The sequence below is a fragment of the Amycolatopsis lurida genome, from assembly GCF_900105055.1.
Classification (GTDB): Bacteria; Actinomycetota; Actinomycetes; order Mycobacteriales; family Pseudonocardiaceae; genus Amycolatopsis; species Amycolatopsis lurida.
Window position 1 is genome coordinate 7,363,366 of record NZ_FNTA01000004.1, and the last position, 18,748, is coordinate 7,382,113.

Below are 18,748 nucleotides of genomic sequence, written 5' to 3' on the forward strand. Positions count from 1 at the left end.
AGGGCGGCGAGCAACGCCACGATCGCCCGCTCACCGATCATCAGCGAAGTTCCCCGATGGCGCGCAGCCCGGCCGTGGCGAAGCGTTCGTCGAGGTCGCCGCTGGGCGCGCCGCCGACGCCGATCCCGGCGATCGGGCCGCCGTTCGCGGCGACCGGCACACCGCCGCCGAGGAAGAGCGTGCCGGGGATGTCGCGGATGGTCGGGCCGTCGCCCTGTGCGTTCCTGGCCAGCGCGGACGTGGGCTGTCCGAACGAGACCGCGGTGAAGGCCTTGCGCTTGGCGGACTCTTCCGTCTGGGGCCCGGCGCCATCTCCCTTGAGCAGCACACGCACGTCACCCGAGCGGTCCACCACGGCCACGGTGACGCGCTGGCCTTCCTTCTCGGCGGCGTCCAGCGCGGCCTGCGCGGCGCGGGTGGCGGCGTCGACGCCGAGCACGCTCGTCTGCACGACGGACTGTTGGGCGGGCGGCTGCGGCTTGTGATCCTGCGCCTGCGCCGCGCCCACCCCGGTGGCCAGCGCGACGGTCGCGAGACCGGCCGTCATACCGAGGATGAGACGAGTGCGGGGGAGCTTGGCGTTCATCGGATTTCCTTTGCGGCGAGGGGGTGTTGCTTTCCCCTACGACTTTCCCGGCTGGCGGGGCCCGGCGAATCGGGCGAGTGGACATCGATCGGACGTCGAGTGATCGGTAGGGGCATCAACCGAACGATTGATGCGGGACACCCCGCCTCCCCGCTTACGATCATCGGCGACGAAGGGAGGACCTGATGAGATGGCACCTCGGACCGGCAACCCGGTTGAACGCCGCGATGCACACCGGGTTCTTCCTGCTGCTCGCCGCGTCGGTGGCCCGGTTCGTGGCGGGGCACGGGTTGAGCGGCGCCACACCGTTGATCCTCGTGCTCACCGGCGCGCTCGCGCTGGTCTACGCGGCGGGTGTGCTGAGCTGGGAGCTGCTCGACCGGTGGCGTCCGGTGTGGTTGACGGCGGTGATCGCGGTCTGGCTCGCGCTGGTGGTGGCCGCGCCGAGTTTCGCCTGGTGCGCGGTGCCGCTGTTCTTCGTCTGCCTGCAGATGTTGCGCCCCCGGGTCATGATCGCGGTGGTGGTCCTGCTGACCGCCGCGACCATCCTGGCCCAGCTGAGGATCGCGAGCGGATTCGATCCGAGCCTCGTGCTCGCGCCCATCGCGGTCGCGCTGATGGCCACGATGACCTTCCTGCAACTCGACCGGGACCGGAGGCAGCTGGGGGAAGCCGTCAAGGAACTCCTGGGCGCCAGGGTCGATCTGGCGCAGAGCCAGCGACTGGCCGGGATGATGCAGGAACGGGAGCGGCTGGCGCGAGAGATCCATGACGCCCTCGCCCAGGGGCTCTCGAGTATGAGAATGCTGCTGCAGGCGGCGCAGCGATCGTGGGACACGGACCCGGAGCTGGCGAAAAGCCATGTGTCCCGCGCGGTCGAGGCGGCGGGGGACAACCTCGCCGAGGCGCGCCGGTTCGTCAAAGGCCTCGGGTCCCCGCGGCTCGACGCCGGGGATCTCGTCGAGACGTTGAAGGATCTCGCCGAACAGGTCATGTTCGCCGCCATGCACGCTGTGCGTTTCGAGACCAGCGGCGACCCCTATCCGCTGTCGCCCGAGGTGGAGGCAGGTCTGCTGCGGGTCGCGCAGGGAGCGCTGGCGAACGTCAGCGAGCACGCCAAAGCGACGAAGGCCGCCGTCACCCTGACCTACCTGGCGGACAAGGTCGTCCTCGACATCCGCGACGACGGTGTCGGCTTCGATCCGGCGTCGACTCGCGCGAGCGGCGACCGGGGCAACGGGTTGCGGATGATCAGCGAGCGGCTCGCCGAACTCGGTGGTGAGATGGTCGTCGAGAGCGCGCCGGGAGAGGGCACCGCGCTCGCCGTCGCCGTGCCCACCAGGGAGGTTCGATGACCGTCAGGGTGCTGATCGTCGACGATCATCCTGTGGTGCGGGCGGGAATCGCCGCGCTGCTGGCCGGCGAGCCCGGCTTCGAGGTGATCGGCGAATGCGCGGGTGCCGATGAGGCCGTGCTCTTCGCCACCGCGGAGAAACCGGACGTCGTGCTGATGGACCTGCAGCTCGGCGACGGCCCGGACGGGGTGAACGCCACCGAACGCCTGACCGCGCTGCCGGAGCCGCCGAAGGTGCTGGTGCTCACCACCTACGACGCCGAGCTGGACATCACCAGGACGGTGGCCGCCGGCGCCACCGGCTACCTGCTCAAGGCCGGGCCGCCCGAGGACCTCTTCAAGGGCATCCACGCGGCCGCGCGCGGTGAGACCGTCCTGGCACCGCAGGTCGCGGCCCGGCTCTTCGGGCACATGCGGGCGCCCGCTCCCGCATTGAGCCCCCGTGAGACCGAGATCGTGCAGTTGGTGGCGGAGGGGTTGACCAACCGGCAGATCGCCGCGCGTCTGTTCATCTCCGAAGCCACGGTGAAGACACATCTGGTCCACATCTACGACAAACTCGGCGTCGACAGCCGTGCCGGTGCGGTGGCCGTCGCCACCGAACGGAGGATCATCCGCAACTGAGGCGTCGCTTCGGGTTTGCGTCCGCAAGGCTGACGCCACCGGCTCGGACCCGCGATCCTTTGGCGGAGCGGTCCATCCCCTCGCGGGCAGGACGTGCCATCGAGGCTGGGTTCGGACCTTTTCCGGCAGGCAGGGAGCTCGTCCCGGCGGCTCGGGAATCGGCTCAGGGGTCGTGAGTGGAAAGTGACGTGAGCACGTCACTTTCCACTCACGGCGACGGTGAGAGTCAGCGGCGAGGTTCGATCGTCATGTCGCCGCGGGTCAGTGCGAGGGTCGTGTCGCGGGTGAGCATCTCGTGCGGGAAGCCGAGATCGATCGCGCTGGCCTCGTCGAGGCGGGCCAGTTGCGCGCCGGTGAACTCGACCTCCAGCGCGCCGAGGTTGTCCTCCAGCTGGGCGGGAGTGCGGGCGCCGATGATCGGTGCCGTCACTCCCGGGTTCAGCAGGGTCCAGGCCAGCCCGATCTGGGCGGGACTGCGGCCGAGTTCAGCCGCGACCTCCTTCACGACGTCCACGATGGCGAGGTTGCGTTCGGTGAGGGTGCCCAGTGCGAGGTTGAAGTTCTTGCGGGTGCCGTCTTCGGACGGCGTCAAGTCGTCGCGGTCGTACTTCCCGGTGAGCACGCCACCCGCCAGTGGTGACCAGGGGACCACTCCCAGCCCCATCTCGCGTGCCATGGGAATCAGGTCGCGTTCCCCGGTGCGCTCGATCAGGTTGTACTCGATCTGCAGTGCTACCAGCGGCGTCCAGCCGCGCAGATCGGCGATCGCCTGCATCCGCGAAACCTCCCAGGCCGGGGCGTTGGAGATCGCCACGTAGAGGATCTTGCCCTGCCGGACCAGATCATCCATCCCGCGAAGGATCTCCTCGACCGGCGTCGTGAAATCCCACAGGTGCAGGTAAAGCAGATCGAGGTAGTCCGTGTTCAGCCGCCGCAGGCTGGCTTCCACCGACGCGAATAGGCTTTTGCGCTGCCCGCCCCCGGAATTCGGGTCTCCCGGCCTGCGCAGGGTCGTGTACTTCGTCGCCAGCACAAGGCTTTCGCGGTTGTCACGGGCGAATTGGCCCAGCAGCCGTTCGGAGCTGCCGTTCGTGTAAGTGTTGGCGGTATCGATGAAGTTGCCGCCGCGTTCGAGGTAGGTGTCGAACAGTTTGCGGGCTTCGTCCTGTTCCGCGCCCCAGCCCCATTCGGTGCCGAAGGTCGCCGCGCCCAGTGCCAGCGGGGACACCCGCAGCCCGGACCGGCCCAGCAGCCGATAGGTGTCGAGGGTGAGCGACATCGTGTCCTCCTGTGCTCGTGATCCGTTGTCGAAGAGGAGTCTGAGACCGCCGCGAGCAGGGGATAAGGGAGAAGACATCCTGGGAACACCGGTCCCACCCTGGCTGTTGGACCGGGCATGACGACGCGCACCGTGGACACGACACAGGAGCTGGCCGCGTTCCTGCGGACCCGGCGTGAACGCCTGGACCCGGACGAATTCGGTCTGCCTGCCCGCCGTCGGTCCCGGCGGACCCCGGGGCTGCGTCGCGAAGAGGTCGCCGAACTGGCCGGGATCAGCATCGACTACATCGTGCGGCTGGAACAGGCGCGCGGGCTGCGGCCCTCGGCGGACGTGGTGGAAGCGTTGGCGAGCGCGTTGCGCCTGGCCCCCGACGAACGTGCCTATCTCTTCGACCTGGCCAGGCAGCGGCCCCGCAACGGCGGCCGGCCCGCCACCATCGCGGCCCCGCCGCTGGCCCGGCTGGTCGCCGATCTGTCGCCGCTGCCCGCCATGCTGATGAACCACCGTTACGACATCCTGGCCTGGAACGGCGAAATGGCGAGGCTGCTGGTGGATTTCGCCACGTTGCCGCCGGCGCAGCGCAACGCGATGTGGTTGTGCCTCAAACATCCCGAAGTGCGCGAGTTCTACGCCGACCGGGAACGTGTCATCCGGGAGGGGATCGCCCATCTGCGCGCGGCCTGGGCCGCGCATCCGGATGACGAGGCTTTGACCGATCTCATCGCCGAATTCACCGCCGATCGGGAATTCGCGCGGCTGTGGGCCGAACGTGACGTCAAGGTCAACGGCCGCGGGCGCAAGGTGATGCGGCATCCCGAGGCCGGCGTGCTCGACCTCCACTACGAAGTGCTCACGCCACTTCAGGATCAGGACCAGCGGCTGGTGATCTATCACGCCATGGCCGAAGACAGCCGGTCGGCGCTGGATCGGTTGTTCACCGAGTAGCGTCGGCCCGCGAAACGCCGGACCGCTCGGCGAGTGTGGTCGGGCACAGCGCCGGTTGTCGCACGGGCGGTGTCCGCCAACGCATCGTCGAGCGTGACGGCCCCCTTCCTCGTCCGCGGGAAGGGGGCCGTCACGGGGCGTCAGGCCGTGACGAGGGACAAGCCGTAGTTCTGCAGGATCTCGTTCACCGGCTGGAACCAGGTTTCGCCGCCGGAACCGCAGTTGCCCCAGCCTCCGGAGGTGACTCCCTGCGCCTGGTCGCCGGTGATGAAGGAACCGCCGGAGTCGCCGGGTTCCGCGCAGACGTTGGTGCGGGTCATCTGGTGCACCGCCCCCTGCGAGTAGTTGACCGTCTCGTTGTGTCCCAGCACGGTGCCGCAGTGCCAGTGCGTCGTCGAACCGGACCGGCATACCGAGGTGCCGACCGGAGCGACCCACGAGCCGCGGACGAGCGCGTCGCTGACGGTGCCCCAGCCGAGGACGACCGGCGCGGTCCACCAGCCGTTGCCGATCCGGATGAACGCGTAGTCGTTGCCGGGGAAGGAAGAACCGGCGAAATTGCCCATCGCCGAGCCGTCCCAGCCGACTACGGAGCTACCCGTGCCGCCGCAGTGGCCGGCGCTGACGAATCCGCCGTGGACGGAGAATCCGATGGAGCAGCGGGTGTTCCCGTTGATGTAGTACGGGTCGCCGCCGACGGTGCCCGCCGCGAACGGTTCGGCCTTGGGTGCGGTGACCACCGTGACCGGACCGGATTTCCTTGCCCTGACCAGGAATTCTTCGACGTCGGAGCCGTGTGCGCCCGGCCGCACCGCGACCACGACGCTGCCGCTGCGCGGGTCGGCGCGCCAGCCGCTGACGGCGGCGGGAGCGGGCTCGGTCTTGGCCGACATGTCGATTTCGGCCTTGGCCGCGTCGAGCCGGGCCGCGCTGACCGCGACCGGGGTGGGTTCGGCGCCCGCCTGCCGGACGGCGGCCGCGGCCGCGGGGTCGGTCACCCCGACGACGAGTTTGCCGCGAGCCGGATCGAACCAGGCTCCGCCGAACGCCGCACCGGCGGCCCGCTGGGCGGCGGGCATCACCCGCGATGCGGTCATCTCCTGGGTGAGCCGGGCCGAGGCCTGCCCGGCGGTGAGCCCGAGGTCCCGCTGCATGGCGGCGATCAATCCGGGGGAAGCCTGCGCGACCGGGGCGAGGGCGGCGGAGATGAGACTCGCGGTCAGGACGGCGGCGCCACCGGCTGCCAGGGCGATTCTTCGACGCATGGTCTAGTCCTCCAAGGCCGGGGGAAAGAAACACACTGCCCGCCGAGTGTGCGGCCGTGGTCCGGGAAAGGGCGAGAAATGTCCGGTCTTCTGACCGGAATTCCCAAGAGCGAATCCCGGCGGATCGCGCCCTTGATCGTCTACTTAGGACGAACGATGCGTGCACCCTCCGCGCGCTGTCGCGGTGGTTCCAGTACGTTGCCGGGTATGACCGCATCGCCGGAGGATGTGCCGGAGCAGGTGCTGCGCACCTCGATCGTGGAGCGGTTGTTCGCTCGTGAAGCCGATCCGCGCCCGCTGTTCACCCACCAGGACCACACTGCCGGTGTGGACAGCACCGTCACCTGGACGGAGTTCGTCTCACGCGTGCGAGTGGTCGCGGGTGCACTGCGCCTGGTCGCACGGCCGGGTGATCGTGTCGCCGTGCTCACCGGCCAGGACCTGAATTACCCCTTGGCGTTCTTCGGGGCGCTCGCCGCCGGCCTCATTGCCGTGCCGTTGATGGCACCTGGCAGTCCTTCCCAGCGAGCCAGGCTCGCCGGCGTGCTGGAGGACAGCGGCGCGCGGGTGTGGCTGACCTCTTCGGCCGCGGCCGCGAAGGTGCGCGAAGCGGGCGCACCGGACCATCTGATCGTGGTCGACGAACTTTCCGGACCGGAGGCCGATCCGCTGCCGGTGGCACCGGAAAGCCCCGCGTATCTGCAGTACACGTCCGGGTCGACCCGGGAGCCCGCCGGTGCCGTGATCCCGCACCGGGCGGTCGCCGCCGCCTGCTGGCAGGCGAGCCGGGCCTACGCCGTCGACGAGGGCACGACCTGCGTCGGCTGGATCCCGTTCTTCCACGACATGGGCCTGATCCAGTTGCTGTGCCTGCCGGTCCACGCGGGGGCGCGATCGGTGTTCATGTCGCCCGCCGAATTCGTGCACCGTCCGGTGCGATGGCTGCGTCAGCTCGCCGATCACCCGGCCGTGTTCACCGCCGCGCCGAACTTCGCGTTCGACCTGGCCGTCGAAGCCGCCGGAGAAGCAGGAGACGACCTCGACCTCTCCGACGTCCTGGTCGCACTGAACGGCGCCGAGCCGGTGCGGCCCCGCACGGTCGCGCGCTTCCTGGAAGCCTTCGGCCCGCATGGATTTCGCGCGGAAGCCCACCGTCCGTCCTATGGACTGGCCGAGGCCACCGTGTACGTCGCGAGCGCGGGCGCGGAAGGGCCGCGGGGCGCGGTGTTCGATCGGGAAGCCCTCGCGCAGGGCAGGGCGATCGAAGTGCCGGACGGTCAGGAGCTCGTCTCGGTCGGTCGTCCGCTGGGCCAACGGCTCCGGATCGTCCGGGACGGGGTGGCACTCCCCGACGGTCTGGCCGGGGAGATCTGGATCCACGGGCCGAACGTCGCGGCGGGGTACTGGGGCCGTGGCGACGCCGCCGCGTTCGGCGGCGAACTCGACGGCTCGGACGGCTGGCTGCGCACCGGTGACCTCGGTGTGGTCCATCGCGGAGACCTCTACATCACCGGCAGGCTCAAGGATCTCATCGTCATCGACGGCCGCAACTTCCACCCGCAGGACATCGAAGCCGTGGCCGGCGAGGCGCATCCGGCGATCCGCCGCGACCGGGTCGCCGCGTTCGGTGTCACGGACGAAAGGGGAGAAGGGGCGATGTTGGTAGCCGAATGGGCAAAGAACGCCGAAGCGGATGTCAAAGAAGTGACGAGAGTGGTATTGCGCGCGGTTTCCCGCGAACATGATCTGACGTTGCGATCGGTACGTCTGGTTCCTTCCGGTGACCTTCCGCGCACTTCCAGCGGCAAGGTCGCGCGGGTCGCGGCGAGAGCGCGTTATAGTCGGCGCCGTGGGTGATCACCGCGCGGAGGTCGTGAAGGTCGTCAGTGAGACTTTTCGGCTTGATCCCGCCGAAATCGAGTCCGACGCGCCGCTCGAAGAGCTGGGTATCGACTCCAAAGGACGGATAAAACTCCTGTCGGCGCTGGAGATCTACCACGACGTGAGGATTGATCTGGACCAGCTGGACCGGTTCACCGACATCGGGTCGGTGGCCGAAGTGCTCACAGAGGCACTCGGCGGTAAAGCCGACGGATCCGACGAAAGGCGCTGAAAAGAATGAGCGGGGGCTTCACCGCGGCGACCGATGCGCTTTCATCGGCATCGAAGAACATCGGAAAGCTGACGGAACAGTTGCTCGAAGACAACCCGGATCTGTCGAGCACACCGGTGAACGCGGCGGGCTTCGGCCAGGCACACGGCGACCACGCGAAGAAGTACACCGACGGCGTGGCGGCGTTGTGGGCGTCGGTCCAGGGGTACAGCACCACGCTCGGCTCGTTCGGCACGAACCTCGGTACCGCCGGCACCGCCTACGGCACCAACGAGGACGAGCAGAAGAACAAGATCACCGAGACGGGGATGCGCTAGTGGCCACCGAAACCACCTGGACCGACGTCAAAGCCGTCCTCGACGACCCGGCCGTTCCCGCCGAGAAGAAGACCCAGCTCATCGGCTCGTGGATGCGGGCGCATCCGGCGCCCCCGCCGTGGACGGCGGACCAGGAGCCGGAGGACATCAAGCAGAAGCGCAAGGAAGCCGAAAAGTACGTGGCTTCCTACAACGCCTATCCCTTCCTGCCCTACGACGAGGACGTCGACAAGGTCTTCAAGGACGCGAAGGGCGCCGGCGATCAGGCCAGCTTCAACCGGAAGGCGGAGAAGAAGGCCGTCGATGAGGGCAACAAGAAACTCGACGGCACCAAGGAACCCACCGCCGAGGGCGCCGGGACCAAGACGTCGGACGAGATCTTCGACGCCGCCGCGCCCGCCCTCAAGGTCTTCGAAACCTTCGGCTCGCTGCTGGCGAAGGTCCCGGAAGACTGCCGTGGAACCTCTCGCGCGCTCGATTTCGAGAAGGACATCAAGAAGCCGTTCGACGAGCAGCGCGGGATCAGTTTCAAGAACTTCGTCGACGACGCCGCGCACTTCAAGACCGGTTCGAAGACAGTGCAGAAGGCCATCGACGACACCGGTTCCCAGCTGAACACCCTTTACGGGACCTGGACCGGGAAGGCCGCCGACGCCTCGTCGGAGAACTACAACGAGAAGATCCTCCCCAAGGCCAAGAAGCTCTCCGAGACACTGAACAACGCGAGCGAAGCGACCCTGCACACCACCGCGACGGTGTTCAAACTGTGCAAGGGCAAGGCCGACACGGTCATCGACCTCTACAAGGAGATCGTCGGCAAGGCGGACTTCGCGATGGCGCAGAAGGTCATCGCCATCGCCGCCGGGGAGAAGAGCGGCAAGGAGGACCTCGGCGCGATCGCGGGCTGGATGGACGTCAACTTCGGCTCCAACCTGGTCCAGCAGCTGAACAACGACGGCTGCTGCGACGACGACGAGTTCAAGAAGGCGGGCCAGAACCTCGCCAAGCAGTGGATCCAGAACCAGTTCATCCCCGAGATGTGGACCATCATCTACGAGGGATTCGCCAAGTCCTGCAAGGAAACCAAGGATTTCGTCAACCAGGCCTACGACGAGCTCGACAAGGTCATGGGCAAGGTCAAGAACGAGTTCGAAGGCGCCGGTGACAAGGGCGGCGCGGGGGGAGCCGGCGGCACGGGTGGCGGACCCGGCGGCAAGGGCCCGGACTTCACGGGCGGCCAGGGTGGTCCGGGAACCGGCGGCACCGGCGGTGGGCCGGGAGGTTCGGGCACCGGCGGAACCGGCGGTGGGCCGGGTGGTGGTGGTCCCGAGGGCGGCCCCGGTGGTGGACCGGGTGGTTCGGGCAAGGGCCCCGACTTCACCGGCGGAACCGGCGGTGGGCCGGGCGGCGGCGGTCCCGAGGGCGGCACCGGCGGCGGTCCCGGCGCGGGTGGTCCCGGTCCGGGCGGAAGCGGTACCGGTCCCACGGGCGACGTCAAACCCCCGCCGGTCCCGGACGTGAAGATTCCCGAGAGCGGCTCCGGAACGCCGGGTGGCCCCGGTGGCGGTCCCGGCGGCGGGCCGGACGCGAACAAGGATCAGACGTCGCCCTCGAGTTCGACCCCACCGCCGTCGAACGGCGACGAGCAGAAGGCCGCGGCCGAAGAGGCGAAGAAACAGGCCGCCGCGGCGGCGGAGAACGCGAAGAAGCAGGCGTCCGAAGCGCTGGGCAAGCTGGGCGACGGTCCGACCGGGACCGACCTCGGCGGTTCCGGCGGCTCCGGGCCGGGCGGTTCGGGCCCCGGCGGCGGCGGCAACACGGACGCCGCGGCCGAAGCAAAGGCGGCGGCGGAGAAGGCTGGCGAAGAGGCGAAGAAGCAGGCTTCCGACGCGCTGAACAAGCTGGGCGACGCCCCCGGCGGTATGGGCGACACCGATGCCAAGGACGGCGACTCGAAGGACGGCGAGAAGGCCGCGGACGAGGCGAAGAAGAAGGCGTCGGACGCTTTGGACAAGCTCGGCGACGAGCTGTCCGGCGAAGACAAGCTGACCGGTGACAAACCCGGTGAGGACGGCGACAAGGCCGAGGACGGCGAACGCGAGACCCTCAAGGTCAAGCAGGGCGACACGACCTTCGAGATGACCGAGCCGGACAAAGACGGTGAGATGGAGATCAAGGTCGGGGACGGTTCCGGGCCCGCCAAGGACTTCAAGCTCGACTGGACCGGTGAGGGCGACGACTCCAAGCTGGGCTCCACGCCGGGTTCGGACGACGGGAAGCCGGACAAGGACGGCGTCCATCGTCCCGGGCCGGACGGCAAGATCCACATCCAGGACGGCGAGGTCAAGATCACCGCCGAACGTCCCGACGGTCCGTCCGGGCCCACGGTCGTCACCGTCGACGACGGCACCGGCAAGCCGACCACGTACACCCTCGGCGAGGACAAGCCCTCCACGGACAAAGCGGCGCACCCCGCGACGCCCGTCACCGGGACGGCGCAGCCCGACTCCAAGCCGGCGTTCACCCCGCACCACGGTGGCGGCGGAACCGTCCCGGACGGGATCGGCGGCGGTGGTGGATTCGGGGGCGGTGGTGGTGCTTCGGCGCCGTCGATGCCCTTCGAAACCGCGAGTCCCGCGACAGGCCAGTCGCTCAGCGAAGGCGTGCACACCGGCGGCGGTGGGACACCTCAGCCGCAGCCTGTGGCTTCGGGCGCCCCGTCCGCTCCGATGGGCAGCCCGTCGGGGCAGTCGTTCGGCGGTGGGGCGATGCCGCCGATGGGCATGGGCGCCGGCGGAGGAGGCGGCCAGGGTGGCGACCAGGAACGGACCAACCGCGCGTACCGGATCGAGGGCGAGGTGTTCGACCAGATCAACGAACCCACCGGCCGGATCACCGGTTCGCTGCTGGACGATGAGGATCAGTCGGTCACCCGCAAGCGGTGAGCCGGGGCAGGGGAGAACAGATGAGCGCCGATGACACCGCCGCCATGAAGGCGACCCTGGACGGTCTGGTCCGCGAGCAGTCCGAGCGCCGGGCGCTGCGGGACAAACGTGCCGACGAGATCAAGGCGAACTCGCAGGAGTTCATGACCAAGCAGGTCCAGACCGCTCAGCGTTACGTCGAGCACCGGCGGGAACTGGGGCAGCGCAAGACGAAGTCCGGTTGGAGCACCGACCGGTCGCACGCGCAGCCTGGGGCGGCGTCACCGTTCGAAGACGCGCCCGTGGACATGACGGCTCCGTTCGCTTCGGAGCCGCCTGCCCGCACAGGGCGGGACACTCCCCGGCGCGCTCCCCGCGCACGTCCGGCACCGGCGGACGACGAGGACGACGCGTTCCTCAACAACCGCTGGCGCGACTGAACTCGCCGTCAGACGACCAGGCCGAGCACCAGCACGATCGGAAGTGAGATCACCGACGCCAGTGACATGGCGACGGTGTGGGTCTTGAACGTGCCGCGGGTGCTCAGCCCGAGCAGGGACTGGAACATCCAGAAGAAGTTGCTGCTCACGTGAGGGAGGAACAACGCGCCGGAGCAGGCGGCGAGGGCGACCAGCACGACCGGGACCCCCAGTGAGCCCGCGATCGGTGCGAGGATGCCCGCCGCGGTGATCGCGGAGATCGAGATGGATCCCATCGCGATGTGCAGGACGGCGGCGATCAGCCACACGAGCACCAAGGGCGGCAGGAAGCCGGTGCCGAACGAATTCGCCAGCATGTCGCGCAGTCCCGACTTGCCGATCACCTCCGCGACCGAACCGGAGAGGCCGGACAGCACCAGAATGGGTCCGGCCATCGCCAGCGCCTTGCCGACGGCCGCGTTGACCTCGGGTGCGGGAAGGACGCGCCGGGCGAGCAGATGCGCGAGACCGGCGCCGATCGCCATCGCGATCACCGGCTCGCTCACCAGCGAGACGGGGCCCAGCGGGAGGCGGAAGGCGCCGGCGAGCGCGCCGAGGGCGATCAGCGACAGCGTCACCAGCACCGGGGAGACGGACAGTGACAGGGGCAGCCGCCGGACGGGCGTGGTGGTCGCCGCGGTTGCACCGACGGTTTCGGTGCCGAGCTCGTCGGTGACGGGATTCCACCGGAGCGTCCGGCGCAGCAGCACGGTGAAGACCAGTGTCGTGAGCACGGCGGTCGGGAGGCCGACGGCCAGGCCGAACAGGAACATCTCGCCGAGCGGCACGCGGAGTAGTCCGGCGACGGCGAGAGCCGCCACGCCGGGGACGACGAACACCAGCCCCACCTCGATCCCCGCGGTCAGCGCGCCGCCCATGAGCGCGACACCCCGTGGCCCCAGCCTGCCGCCGAGCCTCCGGGCCAAGGGCGCGGTGAGCACCAGGACCACATCGGAGTAGATCGACGTGAACACGGTCGACAGGGAGACCGCGAACACCATCGGCACCCGCTTCTGCCCGAAGACGGCCAAGAGTCGTTCCAGGACGCGATGCAGGGTGTTCGTGGCGGTGAGCAGTGAACCGATGACCACGCCGAAGGTGATGAGCAGGCCGATCTCGGCCATGACGTCACCGAATCCGGTCGCGAGTGCTTCGGTCGTGCCGCCGATGCCGAGCCCCGTGGCCAGCCCCAGATAGATCGCGCCGATCAGCAGGCCGAAGATCGGGGGCGTCTTGAGCCAGGTGATCAGCACGACGATGCCCACGATGGTGATGCCGGTGTGGGCAAGGAGCCAGGCATCGGACACGGTGCCCTCCTCGGGACTCGCGGAGGGACGGCGCCGGTGCCGTCCCTCATGGCGACCCAGTAAGCCTCTCGGGCGGGGCGGAGGTCCAAGACCGGGTTGCTGGCAAACTGATAGGCCTCGGCTATCGACCACGAGGAGGCCGGAATGGATGCCCGCCAGCTGCGGTACTTCCTGGCCGTCGTCGACAGCGGTAGCGTCCACCGGGCCGCTGAGCTGCTCTTCGTCGCCCAGCCCTCGGTCTCCCAGGCCTTGCGCACGCTGGAGCGGGACCTCGGGAGCCTTCTGTTCCACCGGACCGGCCGTCGCCTGGTGCTGACCGCGGCGGGGCACGCTCTCGTGGCGCCGGCGCGGGACGTCCTGCGCGGGCTGGACCTCGCCAGAGCGACGGTGGAGGCCGTCGACGGTCTCCTCGGCGGCGAATTGGTCATCGCCTCGATGCCTTCGCAGTCCGTCAGCCCGCTCACGGAGCTGATCGCCGCTTTCACCGCCGCCAATCCGCTGGTCCGGATCTCCGTCCGCGCGGCGAGCACCCCGGCCGACGTCGGGAAGATGCTCACCACCGGCGACGCCGAACTCGGCGTGGTGGCGGCGTCACCGACGGCCGCGGCACTGCCCGGCCTGGCGGCCTTGCACCTGGAGACCCAGCGTTTCGCCGTGCTGGCCCGCGACGAGTCGGTGCTTCCCGCCGCGGACCCGGTCCGCCCCGCCGATCTCGCCGGGGCCGCGCTGATCGTCGGCCAGCAGGGCACGGGGATGCGCCGAGTGGCCGACGCCGTGCTCCGTGCGGCCCCGGGCAGCCGGTTCGCGGTCGAGGTGGAACATCGGGAGGCCGTCTTGCCCCTCGTTCTCGCCGGAGTGGGCGTCGCGGTGGTGAGCGAGTCCTGGCGTTCGCTGGCGAACTCGGCGGGTGCCGTCGTCCGGGCACTGGACTGCCCCGATTCACTGGCGGTGTCGCTGGTGTCCAGGCCGGGACGGCTGAGCCCCGCGGCGGGGGCCTTCCACGATCTGGCGGAGTCCGGCTGATTCAGGCGTCTCGCCTGCTGCCGTTGATCAACGCCTCGCCGGAGGTAGGGAAACCGGGTCATGTACCCGGGTTCGACCCGGAAGGACAGATCGTCGACGGCGACCGCCGGGCCGTAGCGCTTGGTCGATTCCCGGAGCTCGATCATGACGACAATGCTGTCCCGCCACCGTGATCGGCGAATCGGACCGAGGGACCACCCGGTGGCTCGTCCCACAGGTGGACCGGGCGGCGGAGTCCCGCCCTGGGCTGATAGGCGCAACCTTTCAACGCGGCAAGAACTGGGTCTTGGACGTACCGGCCCAGCCCGAAGTCCACTGGACCCATGACCGCTTACCGCATCGCGCTCATTCCCGGCGACGGCATCGGCGCCGAGGTGCTGCCGCCCGCGCAGGCCGTGCTCGCCGCTGTCGGCAGGCGGCACGGGCTCGAATTCACCTACGACTCCTTCGACTGGTCCTGCGAGCGCTACCTCGCCGAGGGCGCGATGATGCCGTCCGACGGTCTCGACCGGATCCGGCACCACGACGCCGTGCTGTTGGGCGCGGTCGGCTGGCCGGGAGTGCCGGATCACGTGTCGCTGTGGGGGTTGCTGATCCCCATCCGGCGCGGCTTCCGGCAGTACGTCAACCTGAGGCCGGTCAAGGTGCTCGACGGGGTTCCCAGCCCGCTGCGGGGCGCCGGAGAGGTCGACCTCGTCGTGGTCCGCGAGAACGTGGAGGGTGAGTACTCCGAGATCGGCGGGCGGCTCGGGCGGGGCACCGAAGACGAACTGGCCGTGCAGGAGGCGGTGTTCACCCGCAAGGGGGTCACGCGCGTCGCCGAGTACGCCTACACGCTGGCCGAGGCCCGCCGGAACCACGTGACGTCGGCGACGAAGAGCAACGGGATCGTCCACACGATGCCGTTCTGGGACCAGCTGGTGGAAGAGGTCGCGGGGCGGCACCAGACCGTGCGCACCGACAAGGAGCACATCGACGCATTAGCCGCCAAGCTCGTCCTCGCGCCGGAGCGGTTCGACGTGATCGTCGGCTCGAATCTCTTCGGCGACATCCTGAGTGACCTCGCCGCGGCGGTGGCCGGGAGCATCGGCGTCGCTCCGTCGGCGAATCTCAACCCGGAGCGGGAATTCCCGTCGATGTTCGAGCCGGTGCACGGCTCGGCGCCCGACATCGCCGGGCAGGGCAAGGCCAATCCGCTGGGCGCCTTGTGGTCCGCGGCCATGATGCTCGACCATTTGGGGCACCCCGAAGCGAGCGGGGAACTGCTGGCCGCCGCTTTCGGCGCGCTGGCTGACGGCGTCCGCACGGTCGATCTCGGTGGTACGGCGGACACCGCCGGATACACCCGCGCGGTGCTGGACCGGATGGGCGTCGCGGCGAACTAAGCGGTTTGCCCTTGCCGCCGCAGGGTATCCGGCTCGGGTCAGGCGAGTCGGAGGGCGTGGGTTCATGGTCGACGTGAAGATGACGGTAGACACTTCTCCCGAGCGCGTGTTCGAGGTGCTCGCCGACGGCTGGACCTACGCGGCCTGGGTGGTGGGGGCCTCCCACATCCGTGACGTCGACCAGGGCTGGCCTGCGCGGGGGACGCGGATCCACCATTGCGTCGGGTCCTGGCCTCTTCTGCTCGACGACGTCACCAAGGTGCACGTCGTCGACCCGCCGAGGCTGCTCGAACTCGAGGCGCGGGCCTGGCCGTTCGGCACCGCGCGGATCCGGTTGGAACTGCGGGAGACCGCGACGGCGACCACGGAGATCCTGATGTCCGAGCAGGCGACCCGCGGGCCGGGCCGTCTGCTCCCTGAGGCCGCCCAGGCGCTCTTCCTGGTGCCGCGGAACCGGGAATCCCTGCGACGTCTCGCGGATCTCGCCAAGGGCCGCGAAGCCGCTCAACCGGTGGACTGATCCTGGTGGCTCGGCCGTCCGAGCCGGATCCGGTCGCGAGGTGGGTCGAGGGGACCGCTGTCACCCCGTCGCCCGGCACGGATGGCGGCGAGGAGCTCTTTGATCGTGGTCACCGCGTCGTGCCGAGGTCGCCAGCCGAGTTCCTCCCGTGCGCGCCGGGTGTCCACAAGGGACGCGCGGTCGGCGAGCCGCAGCCAGGACGGATGCAGTGGCTGAAGGCCGAGCCGCCAGCTCGGCCAGGCCAGCCCGGTCAGCAGCCTCAGCGGTACGGGAATCCGGAACCCGCCCGCCAGCGCGGCGAGGTCGCGGCTGCCGAGCACGGGCTCACCCGCGAGGTTGAACGCGCCGGTCGCACGGCGGTCGAGGATCGCCCGGATCGCCTGTGCCACATCGTCGGAGTGCACCACCTGCATCCGCAGCCCCGGCCACAACGGCACAGGGAGCCATTTGTCGCCGAGCGGTAACGGCGGCGCCAGGGGGCTGAGGAGCCACCCGGAGAACTCGGCCGCGGCGTCCGGTTGCACGACACCGCACGGACGGATCCGTGCCACCCCGATCCCCGGGTGATCACGGCAGAATTCGTCCAATCGGGACTCGAAGGCCGCTTTTCCCGCACTGTAGGCGCTTTCGGCGAGCCCGCCGCACGGCCACTCCTCATCCACCTCGTCCCAGCGGCCGGCCGGGGTGTACGCGGCGACCGACGACGCGCACACGATGTGGGGCACGCCGGCGTCGGCGGCCGCGCGCAGGACGTTCGCGCTGCCCGCCATGTTGGTCCGGAGCATCGCCGGATCGTCCGCCCGCGGATGGATCGCCCAGGCGAGATGCACCACGGCGCCGGCGCCGTCGAAGATCTCGGTCAACCGCGGCCAGGCGTCATTCGCGCCGATGTCCTGCTGGACCCAGCGGGCCGTCGAGTAGGGCGCGGCCGTCGTGTCGGGGCGGCGGCGCGCCACTCCGACCACGTCGTGCCCGGCTCCGGACAGTGCCCGGAGCAAGGCGGTGCCGACGTTCCCGCTCGCGCCGGTGACGACGATCTTCATCGGTAGACGGCGCGGTGCGCGGCACGCATCGTCGCGCGGTAGAAGGAACCGGCCCAGCCGTCGCGGGCGAGGGCCGCCCTGGCGGCGTTCGATCCGGGCGCGCCGTGCACCGCGCCACCGGGATGCGCCGACGCGGACGCCAGGAACAGCCGGTCGATCGGGGTGTCGGCCCGGCCGAGACCGGGGACGGGCCGGAAGAAGAGTTGTTGCTGGATGGCCGCGGTCCCGGCGTTGATCGAACCTTCCACCAGACTGTGGTTCCCTTCCTCGAGTTCGGCGGGCCCGGCGATCGCCCGGCCCGCGATCAAGCCGCGGAAACCGGGCGCGTGCTTCTCGATGACCTCTTCCATCCGGTCCGCGTGGCGGCGTAACCGGGAGGCGCTCCACGGCTCGCCCCTTGGCACATGCGTGTAGGCCCAGGCCGATTCGGTCCCGGCGGGCGAACGAGTCGGGTCGGCGGTGGTCATCTGCCCGAGCAGCAGGAACGGGTCGCCGGGCACCCGCCCGCAGGCGAGATCGTTGGCGATCCCGGCGAGACCGTCGAGGTCCGCTCCGATGTGGACGGTCCCGGCCTCGCCGACTTCGGCGGCGTTCCACGGGATGGGCGAGGACAGCGCCCAGTCCACCTTGATGGTGGCGTCGTCCCAGACGAACCGGTCCAGATCGGACACCAGCCGCGCGGGAAGGTGCCCTGCACCGACCAGATCCCGGTAGAGCACCGGGGCGGGGACGTCGGCGAGCACGGCCCGGCGGGCACGCACCCGTCGTCCATCCGCGTCCCGGACACCTACCGCCCGGCCGCCCGAGAGCGTCACTTCGGTGACCGGTGTGCCGCAGACGATCTCCCCGCCCTTGGCGGACAGGCGGTTCACCAGCGCGTCGGTCAGACGGCCCGCCCCGCCTTCCGGGACCGGGAAGCCGACGTCCTGACCGAGCATGGTCAGGAGCCAGCCGAAGACCCCGCTTCCGGCCTGGTCCGGGCCGAGGTCGGTGTGCATGGCGTTGCCTGCCAGCAGCAGACGGGCGCCCTCACCGTCGAACTTCTCCTTGCCGAGGCCGCGGGCGGTCAAGGTCAGCATCCTCGCCAGCCGGAGGGACTCCGCCGTGCCGAGTGTCTTGACCAGCCGCGCCCCCGGCCGCACCGGCGGAAAGGGACGCACGATCGCGTCGAGCAGCGGTTCGCGCAGACGTCGCCAGTGCGCGTAGTCCTCCCGCAGCTTGTCCGCGTCCCGTTCGTCGAACTCCGCCACGGAACGGGCCGTGCGGTCGAGGTCACGGGACTGCAGGACGTACCGGTCGTCGGGCAGCACATGCGCCAGCACCGCCGGTGCGTGCCGCCACCGCAGGCCGTGGTCCTCGAGATCCAGCCCGGCCAGCACCGGCGACGCCGCGCCGAGCGGGTAGAAAGCGCTGTAGACGTCGTTGCGGAAACCCGGCGCGGTGAGTTCCTCGGTCCGCACCGCGCCACCCGGCTTGGCGGTGGCCTCGATGACCAGTGTCTCCCAGCCGGCGTCGGCCAGGAGATTGGCCGCGACCAGGCCGTTCGGCCCCGATCCGATCACCACGGCGTCGACTTCCATG

17 protein-coding genes are annotated in these 18,748 nt (G+C 69.8%); 11 read left to right on the forward strand and 6 right to left on the reverse strand.

What is annotated here, in order from left to right:
- Positions 1–40: 40 nt before the first annotated feature.
- A complete protein-coding gene (locus BLW75_RS39975; protein ID WP_034311540.1) occupies positions 41–586 on the reverse strand; it encodes a GlcG/HbpS family heme-binding protein in 546 nt (181 codons plus the stop codon).
- 185 nt (positions 587–771) lie between these two features.
- Here BLW75_RS39975 and BLW75_RS39980 point away from each other — a divergent pair, with 185 nt between their 5' ends.
- The gene (locus BLW75_RS39980; protein ID WP_034311543.1) at positions 772–1,941 is read left to right on the forward strand and encodes a sensor histidine kinase; all 1,170 of its coding nucleotides are present in this window, start codon (positions 772–774) and stop codon (positions 1,939–1,941) included.
- Entirely contained in the window at positions 1,938–2,564 is a 627-nt protein-coding gene (locus tag BLW75_RS39985) for a response regulator (protein ID WP_034311545.1), read from the forward strand. The genes BLW75_RS39980 and BLW75_RS39985 overlap by 4 nt, the downstream gene beginning before the upstream one ends.
- A gap of 226 nt (positions 2,565–2,790) precedes the next feature.
- On the opposite strand, the gene BLW75_RS39990 is transcribed toward BLW75_RS39985, so the two are convergent.
- Entirely contained in the window at positions 2,791–3,843 is a 1,053-nt protein-coding gene (locus BLW75_RS39990) for an aldo/keto reductase (RefSeq protein ID WP_034311547.1), read from the reverse strand.
- 117 nt (positions 3,844–3,960) lie between these two features.
- Between BLW75_RS39990 and BLW75_RS39995 the strand changes: the two genes are divergently transcribed.
- The gene (locus BLW75_RS39995) at positions 3,961–4,791 is read left to right on the forward strand and encodes a helix-turn-helix transcriptional regulator (RefSeq protein WP_034311550.1); all 831 of its coding nucleotides are present in this window, start codon (positions 3,961–3,963) and stop codon (positions 4,789–4,791) included.
- Positions 4,792–4,931: 140 nt separating this feature from the next.
- Here the strand turns inward: BLW75_RS39995 and BLW75_RS40000 are convergent, their stop codons facing one another.
- Complete coding sequence (locus BLW75_RS40000) at positions 4,932–6,056, reverse strand: S1 family peptidase (RefSeq protein WP_034311552.1); 1,125 nt, start codon at positions 6,054–6,056, stop codon at positions 4,932–4,934.
- A gap of 207 nt (positions 6,057–6,263) precedes the next feature.
- On the opposite strand from BLW75_RS40000, the gene BLW75_RS40005 reads away from it, so the two are divergent.
- The 5 genes from BLW75_RS40005 to BLW75_RS40025 are packed head-to-tail and all read left to right on the forward strand — an operon-like array spanning position 6,264 to position 11,850.
- A complete protein-coding gene (locus tag BLW75_RS40005) occupies positions 6,264–7,913 on the forward strand; it encodes a fatty acyl-AMP ligase (protein ID WP_034311555.1) in 1,650 nt (549 codons plus the stop codon).
- The gene (locus BLW75_RS40010; protein ID WP_034311557.1) at positions 7,906–8,169 is read left to right on the forward strand and encodes an acyl carrier protein; all 264 of its coding nucleotides are present in this window, start codon (positions 7,906–7,908) and stop codon (positions 8,167–8,169) included. The genes BLW75_RS40005 and BLW75_RS40010 overlap by 8 nt, the downstream gene beginning before the upstream one ends.
- Before the next feature lie 5 nt (positions 8,170–8,174).
- Complete coding sequence (locus tag BLW75_RS40015; protein ID WP_034311561.1) at positions 8,175–8,486, forward strand: hypothetical protein; 312 nt, start codon at positions 8,175–8,177, stop codon at positions 8,484–8,486.
- Positions 8,486–11,431, forward strand: coding sequence for a WXG100 family type VII secretion target (locus BLW75_RS40020; RefSeq protein ID WP_091599428.1), 2,946 nt, complete (start codon positions 8,486–8,488; stop codon positions 11,429–11,431). Before BLW75_RS40015 ends, BLW75_RS40020 begins: the two co-directional genes overlap by 1 nt.
- Before the next feature lie 20 nt (positions 11,432–11,451).
- Positions 11,452–11,850 (forward strand): hypothetical protein, encoded by a 399-nt coding sequence (locus BLW75_RS40025; protein WP_034324643.1) that lies wholly within the window; start codon positions 11,452–11,454, stop codon positions 11,848–11,850.
- Positions 11,851–11,858: 8 nt separating this feature from the next.
- On the opposite strand, the gene BLW75_RS40030 is transcribed toward BLW75_RS40025, so the two are convergent.
- Positions 11,859–13,196, reverse strand: coding sequence for a GntP family permease (locus tag BLW75_RS40030; protein WP_034324640.1), 1,338 nt, complete (start codon positions 13,194–13,196; stop codon positions 11,859–11,861).
- A 144-nt stretch (positions 13,197–13,340) separates the two neighbouring features.
- On the opposite strand from BLW75_RS40030, the gene BLW75_RS40035 reads away from it, so the two are divergent.
- The 3 genes from BLW75_RS40035 to BLW75_RS40045 all read left to right on the forward strand — a co-directional run bounded on the left by BLW75_RS40035 (position 13,341) and on the right by BLW75_RS40045 (position 16,124).
- Positions 13,341–14,219, forward strand: a complete 879-nt coding sequence (locus BLW75_RS40035) for a LysR family transcriptional regulator (protein ID WP_034324638.1) — start codon at positions 13,341–13,343, stop codon at positions 14,217–14,219.
- Between the two features lie 323 nt (positions 14,220–14,542).
- Entirely contained in the window at positions 14,543–15,604 is a 1,062-nt protein-coding gene (locus BLW75_RS40040) for a tartrate dehydrogenase (protein ID WP_034324636.1), read from the forward strand.
- Positions 15,605–15,668: 64 nt separating this feature from the next.
- On the forward strand, positions 15,669–16,124 hold the full coding sequence (locus BLW75_RS40045) for an SRPBCC family protein (RefSeq protein ID WP_034324633.1): 456 nt from the start codon (positions 15,669–15,671) through the stop codon (positions 16,122–16,124).
- Here the strand turns inward: BLW75_RS40045 and BLW75_RS40050 are convergent.
- Both BLW75_RS40050 and BLW75_RS40055 read right to left on the reverse strand, forming a co-directional pair.
- On the reverse strand, positions 16,109–17,167 hold the full coding sequence (locus BLW75_RS40050; RefSeq protein ID WP_034324630.1) for an NAD-dependent epimerase/dehydratase family protein: 1,059 nt from the start codon (positions 17,165–17,167) through the stop codon (positions 16,109–16,111). The genes BLW75_RS40045 and BLW75_RS40050 overlap by 16 nt on opposite strands.
- The gene (locus BLW75_RS40055) at positions 17,164–18,747 is read right to left on the reverse strand and encodes a phytoene desaturase family protein (protein WP_034324627.1); all 1,584 of its coding nucleotides are present in this window, start codon (positions 18,745–18,747) and stop codon (positions 17,164–17,166) included. Before BLW75_RS40055 ends, BLW75_RS40050 begins: the two co-directional genes overlap by 4 nt.
- Between the last annotated feature and the right edge of the window lies 1 nt (position 18,748).

Coding starts and splice junctions, on each gene's coding strand:
- BLW75_RS40040 (WP_034324636.1), top strand. CDS start 14,543: ATGACCGCTTACCGCATCGCGCTCATTCCCGGCGACGGCATCGGCGCC.
- BLW75_RS39980 (WP_034311543.1), top strand. CDS start 772: ATGAGATGGCACCTCGGACCGGCAACCCGGTTGAACGCCGCGATGCAC.
- BLW75_RS39985 (WP_034311545.1), top strand. CDS start 1,938: ATGACCGTCAGGGTGCTGATCGTCGACGATCATCCTGTGGTGCGGGCG.
- BLW75_RS39975 (WP_034311540.1), bottom strand. CDS start 586: ATGAACGCCAAGCTCCCCCGCACTCGTCTCATCCTCGGTATGACGGCC.
- BLW75_RS40025 (WP_034324643.1), top strand. CDS start 11,452: ATGAGCGCCGATGACACCGCCGCCATGAAGGCGACCCTGGACGGTCTG.
- BLW75_RS40035 (WP_034324638.1), top strand. CDS start 13,341: ATGGATGCCCGCCAGCTGCGGTACTTCCTGGCCGTCGTCGACAGCGGT.
- BLW75_RS39995 (WP_034311550.1), top strand. CDS start 3,961: ATGACGACGCGCACCGTGGACACGACACAGGAGCTGGCCGCGTTCCTG.
- BLW75_RS40005 (WP_034311555.1), top strand. CDS start 6,264: ATGACCGCATCGCCGGAGGATGTGCCGGAGCAGGTGCTGCGCACCTCG.
- BLW75_RS40015 (WP_034311561.1), top strand. CDS start 8,175: ATGAGCGGGGGCTTCACCGCGGCGACCGATGCGCTTTCATCGGCATCG.
- BLW75_RS40000 (WP_034311552.1), bottom strand. CDS start 6,056: ATGCGTCGAAGAATCGCCCTGGCAGCCGGTGGCGCCGCCGTCCTGACC.
- BLW75_RS39990 (WP_034311547.1), bottom strand. CDS start 3,843: ATGTCGCTCACCCTCGACACCTATCGGCTGCTGGGCCGGTCCGGGCTG.
- BLW75_RS40055 (WP_034324627.1), bottom strand. CDS start 18,747: ATGGAAGTCGACGCCGTGGTGATCGGATCGGGGCCGAACGGCCTGGTC.
- BLW75_RS40045 (WP_034324633.1), top strand. CDS start 15,669: ATGGTCGACGTGAAGATGACGGTAGACACTTCTCCCGAGCGCGTGTTC.
- BLW75_RS40050 (WP_034324630.1), bottom strand. CDS start 17,167: ATGAAGATCGTCGTCACCGGCGCGAGCGGGAACGTCGGCACCGCCTTG.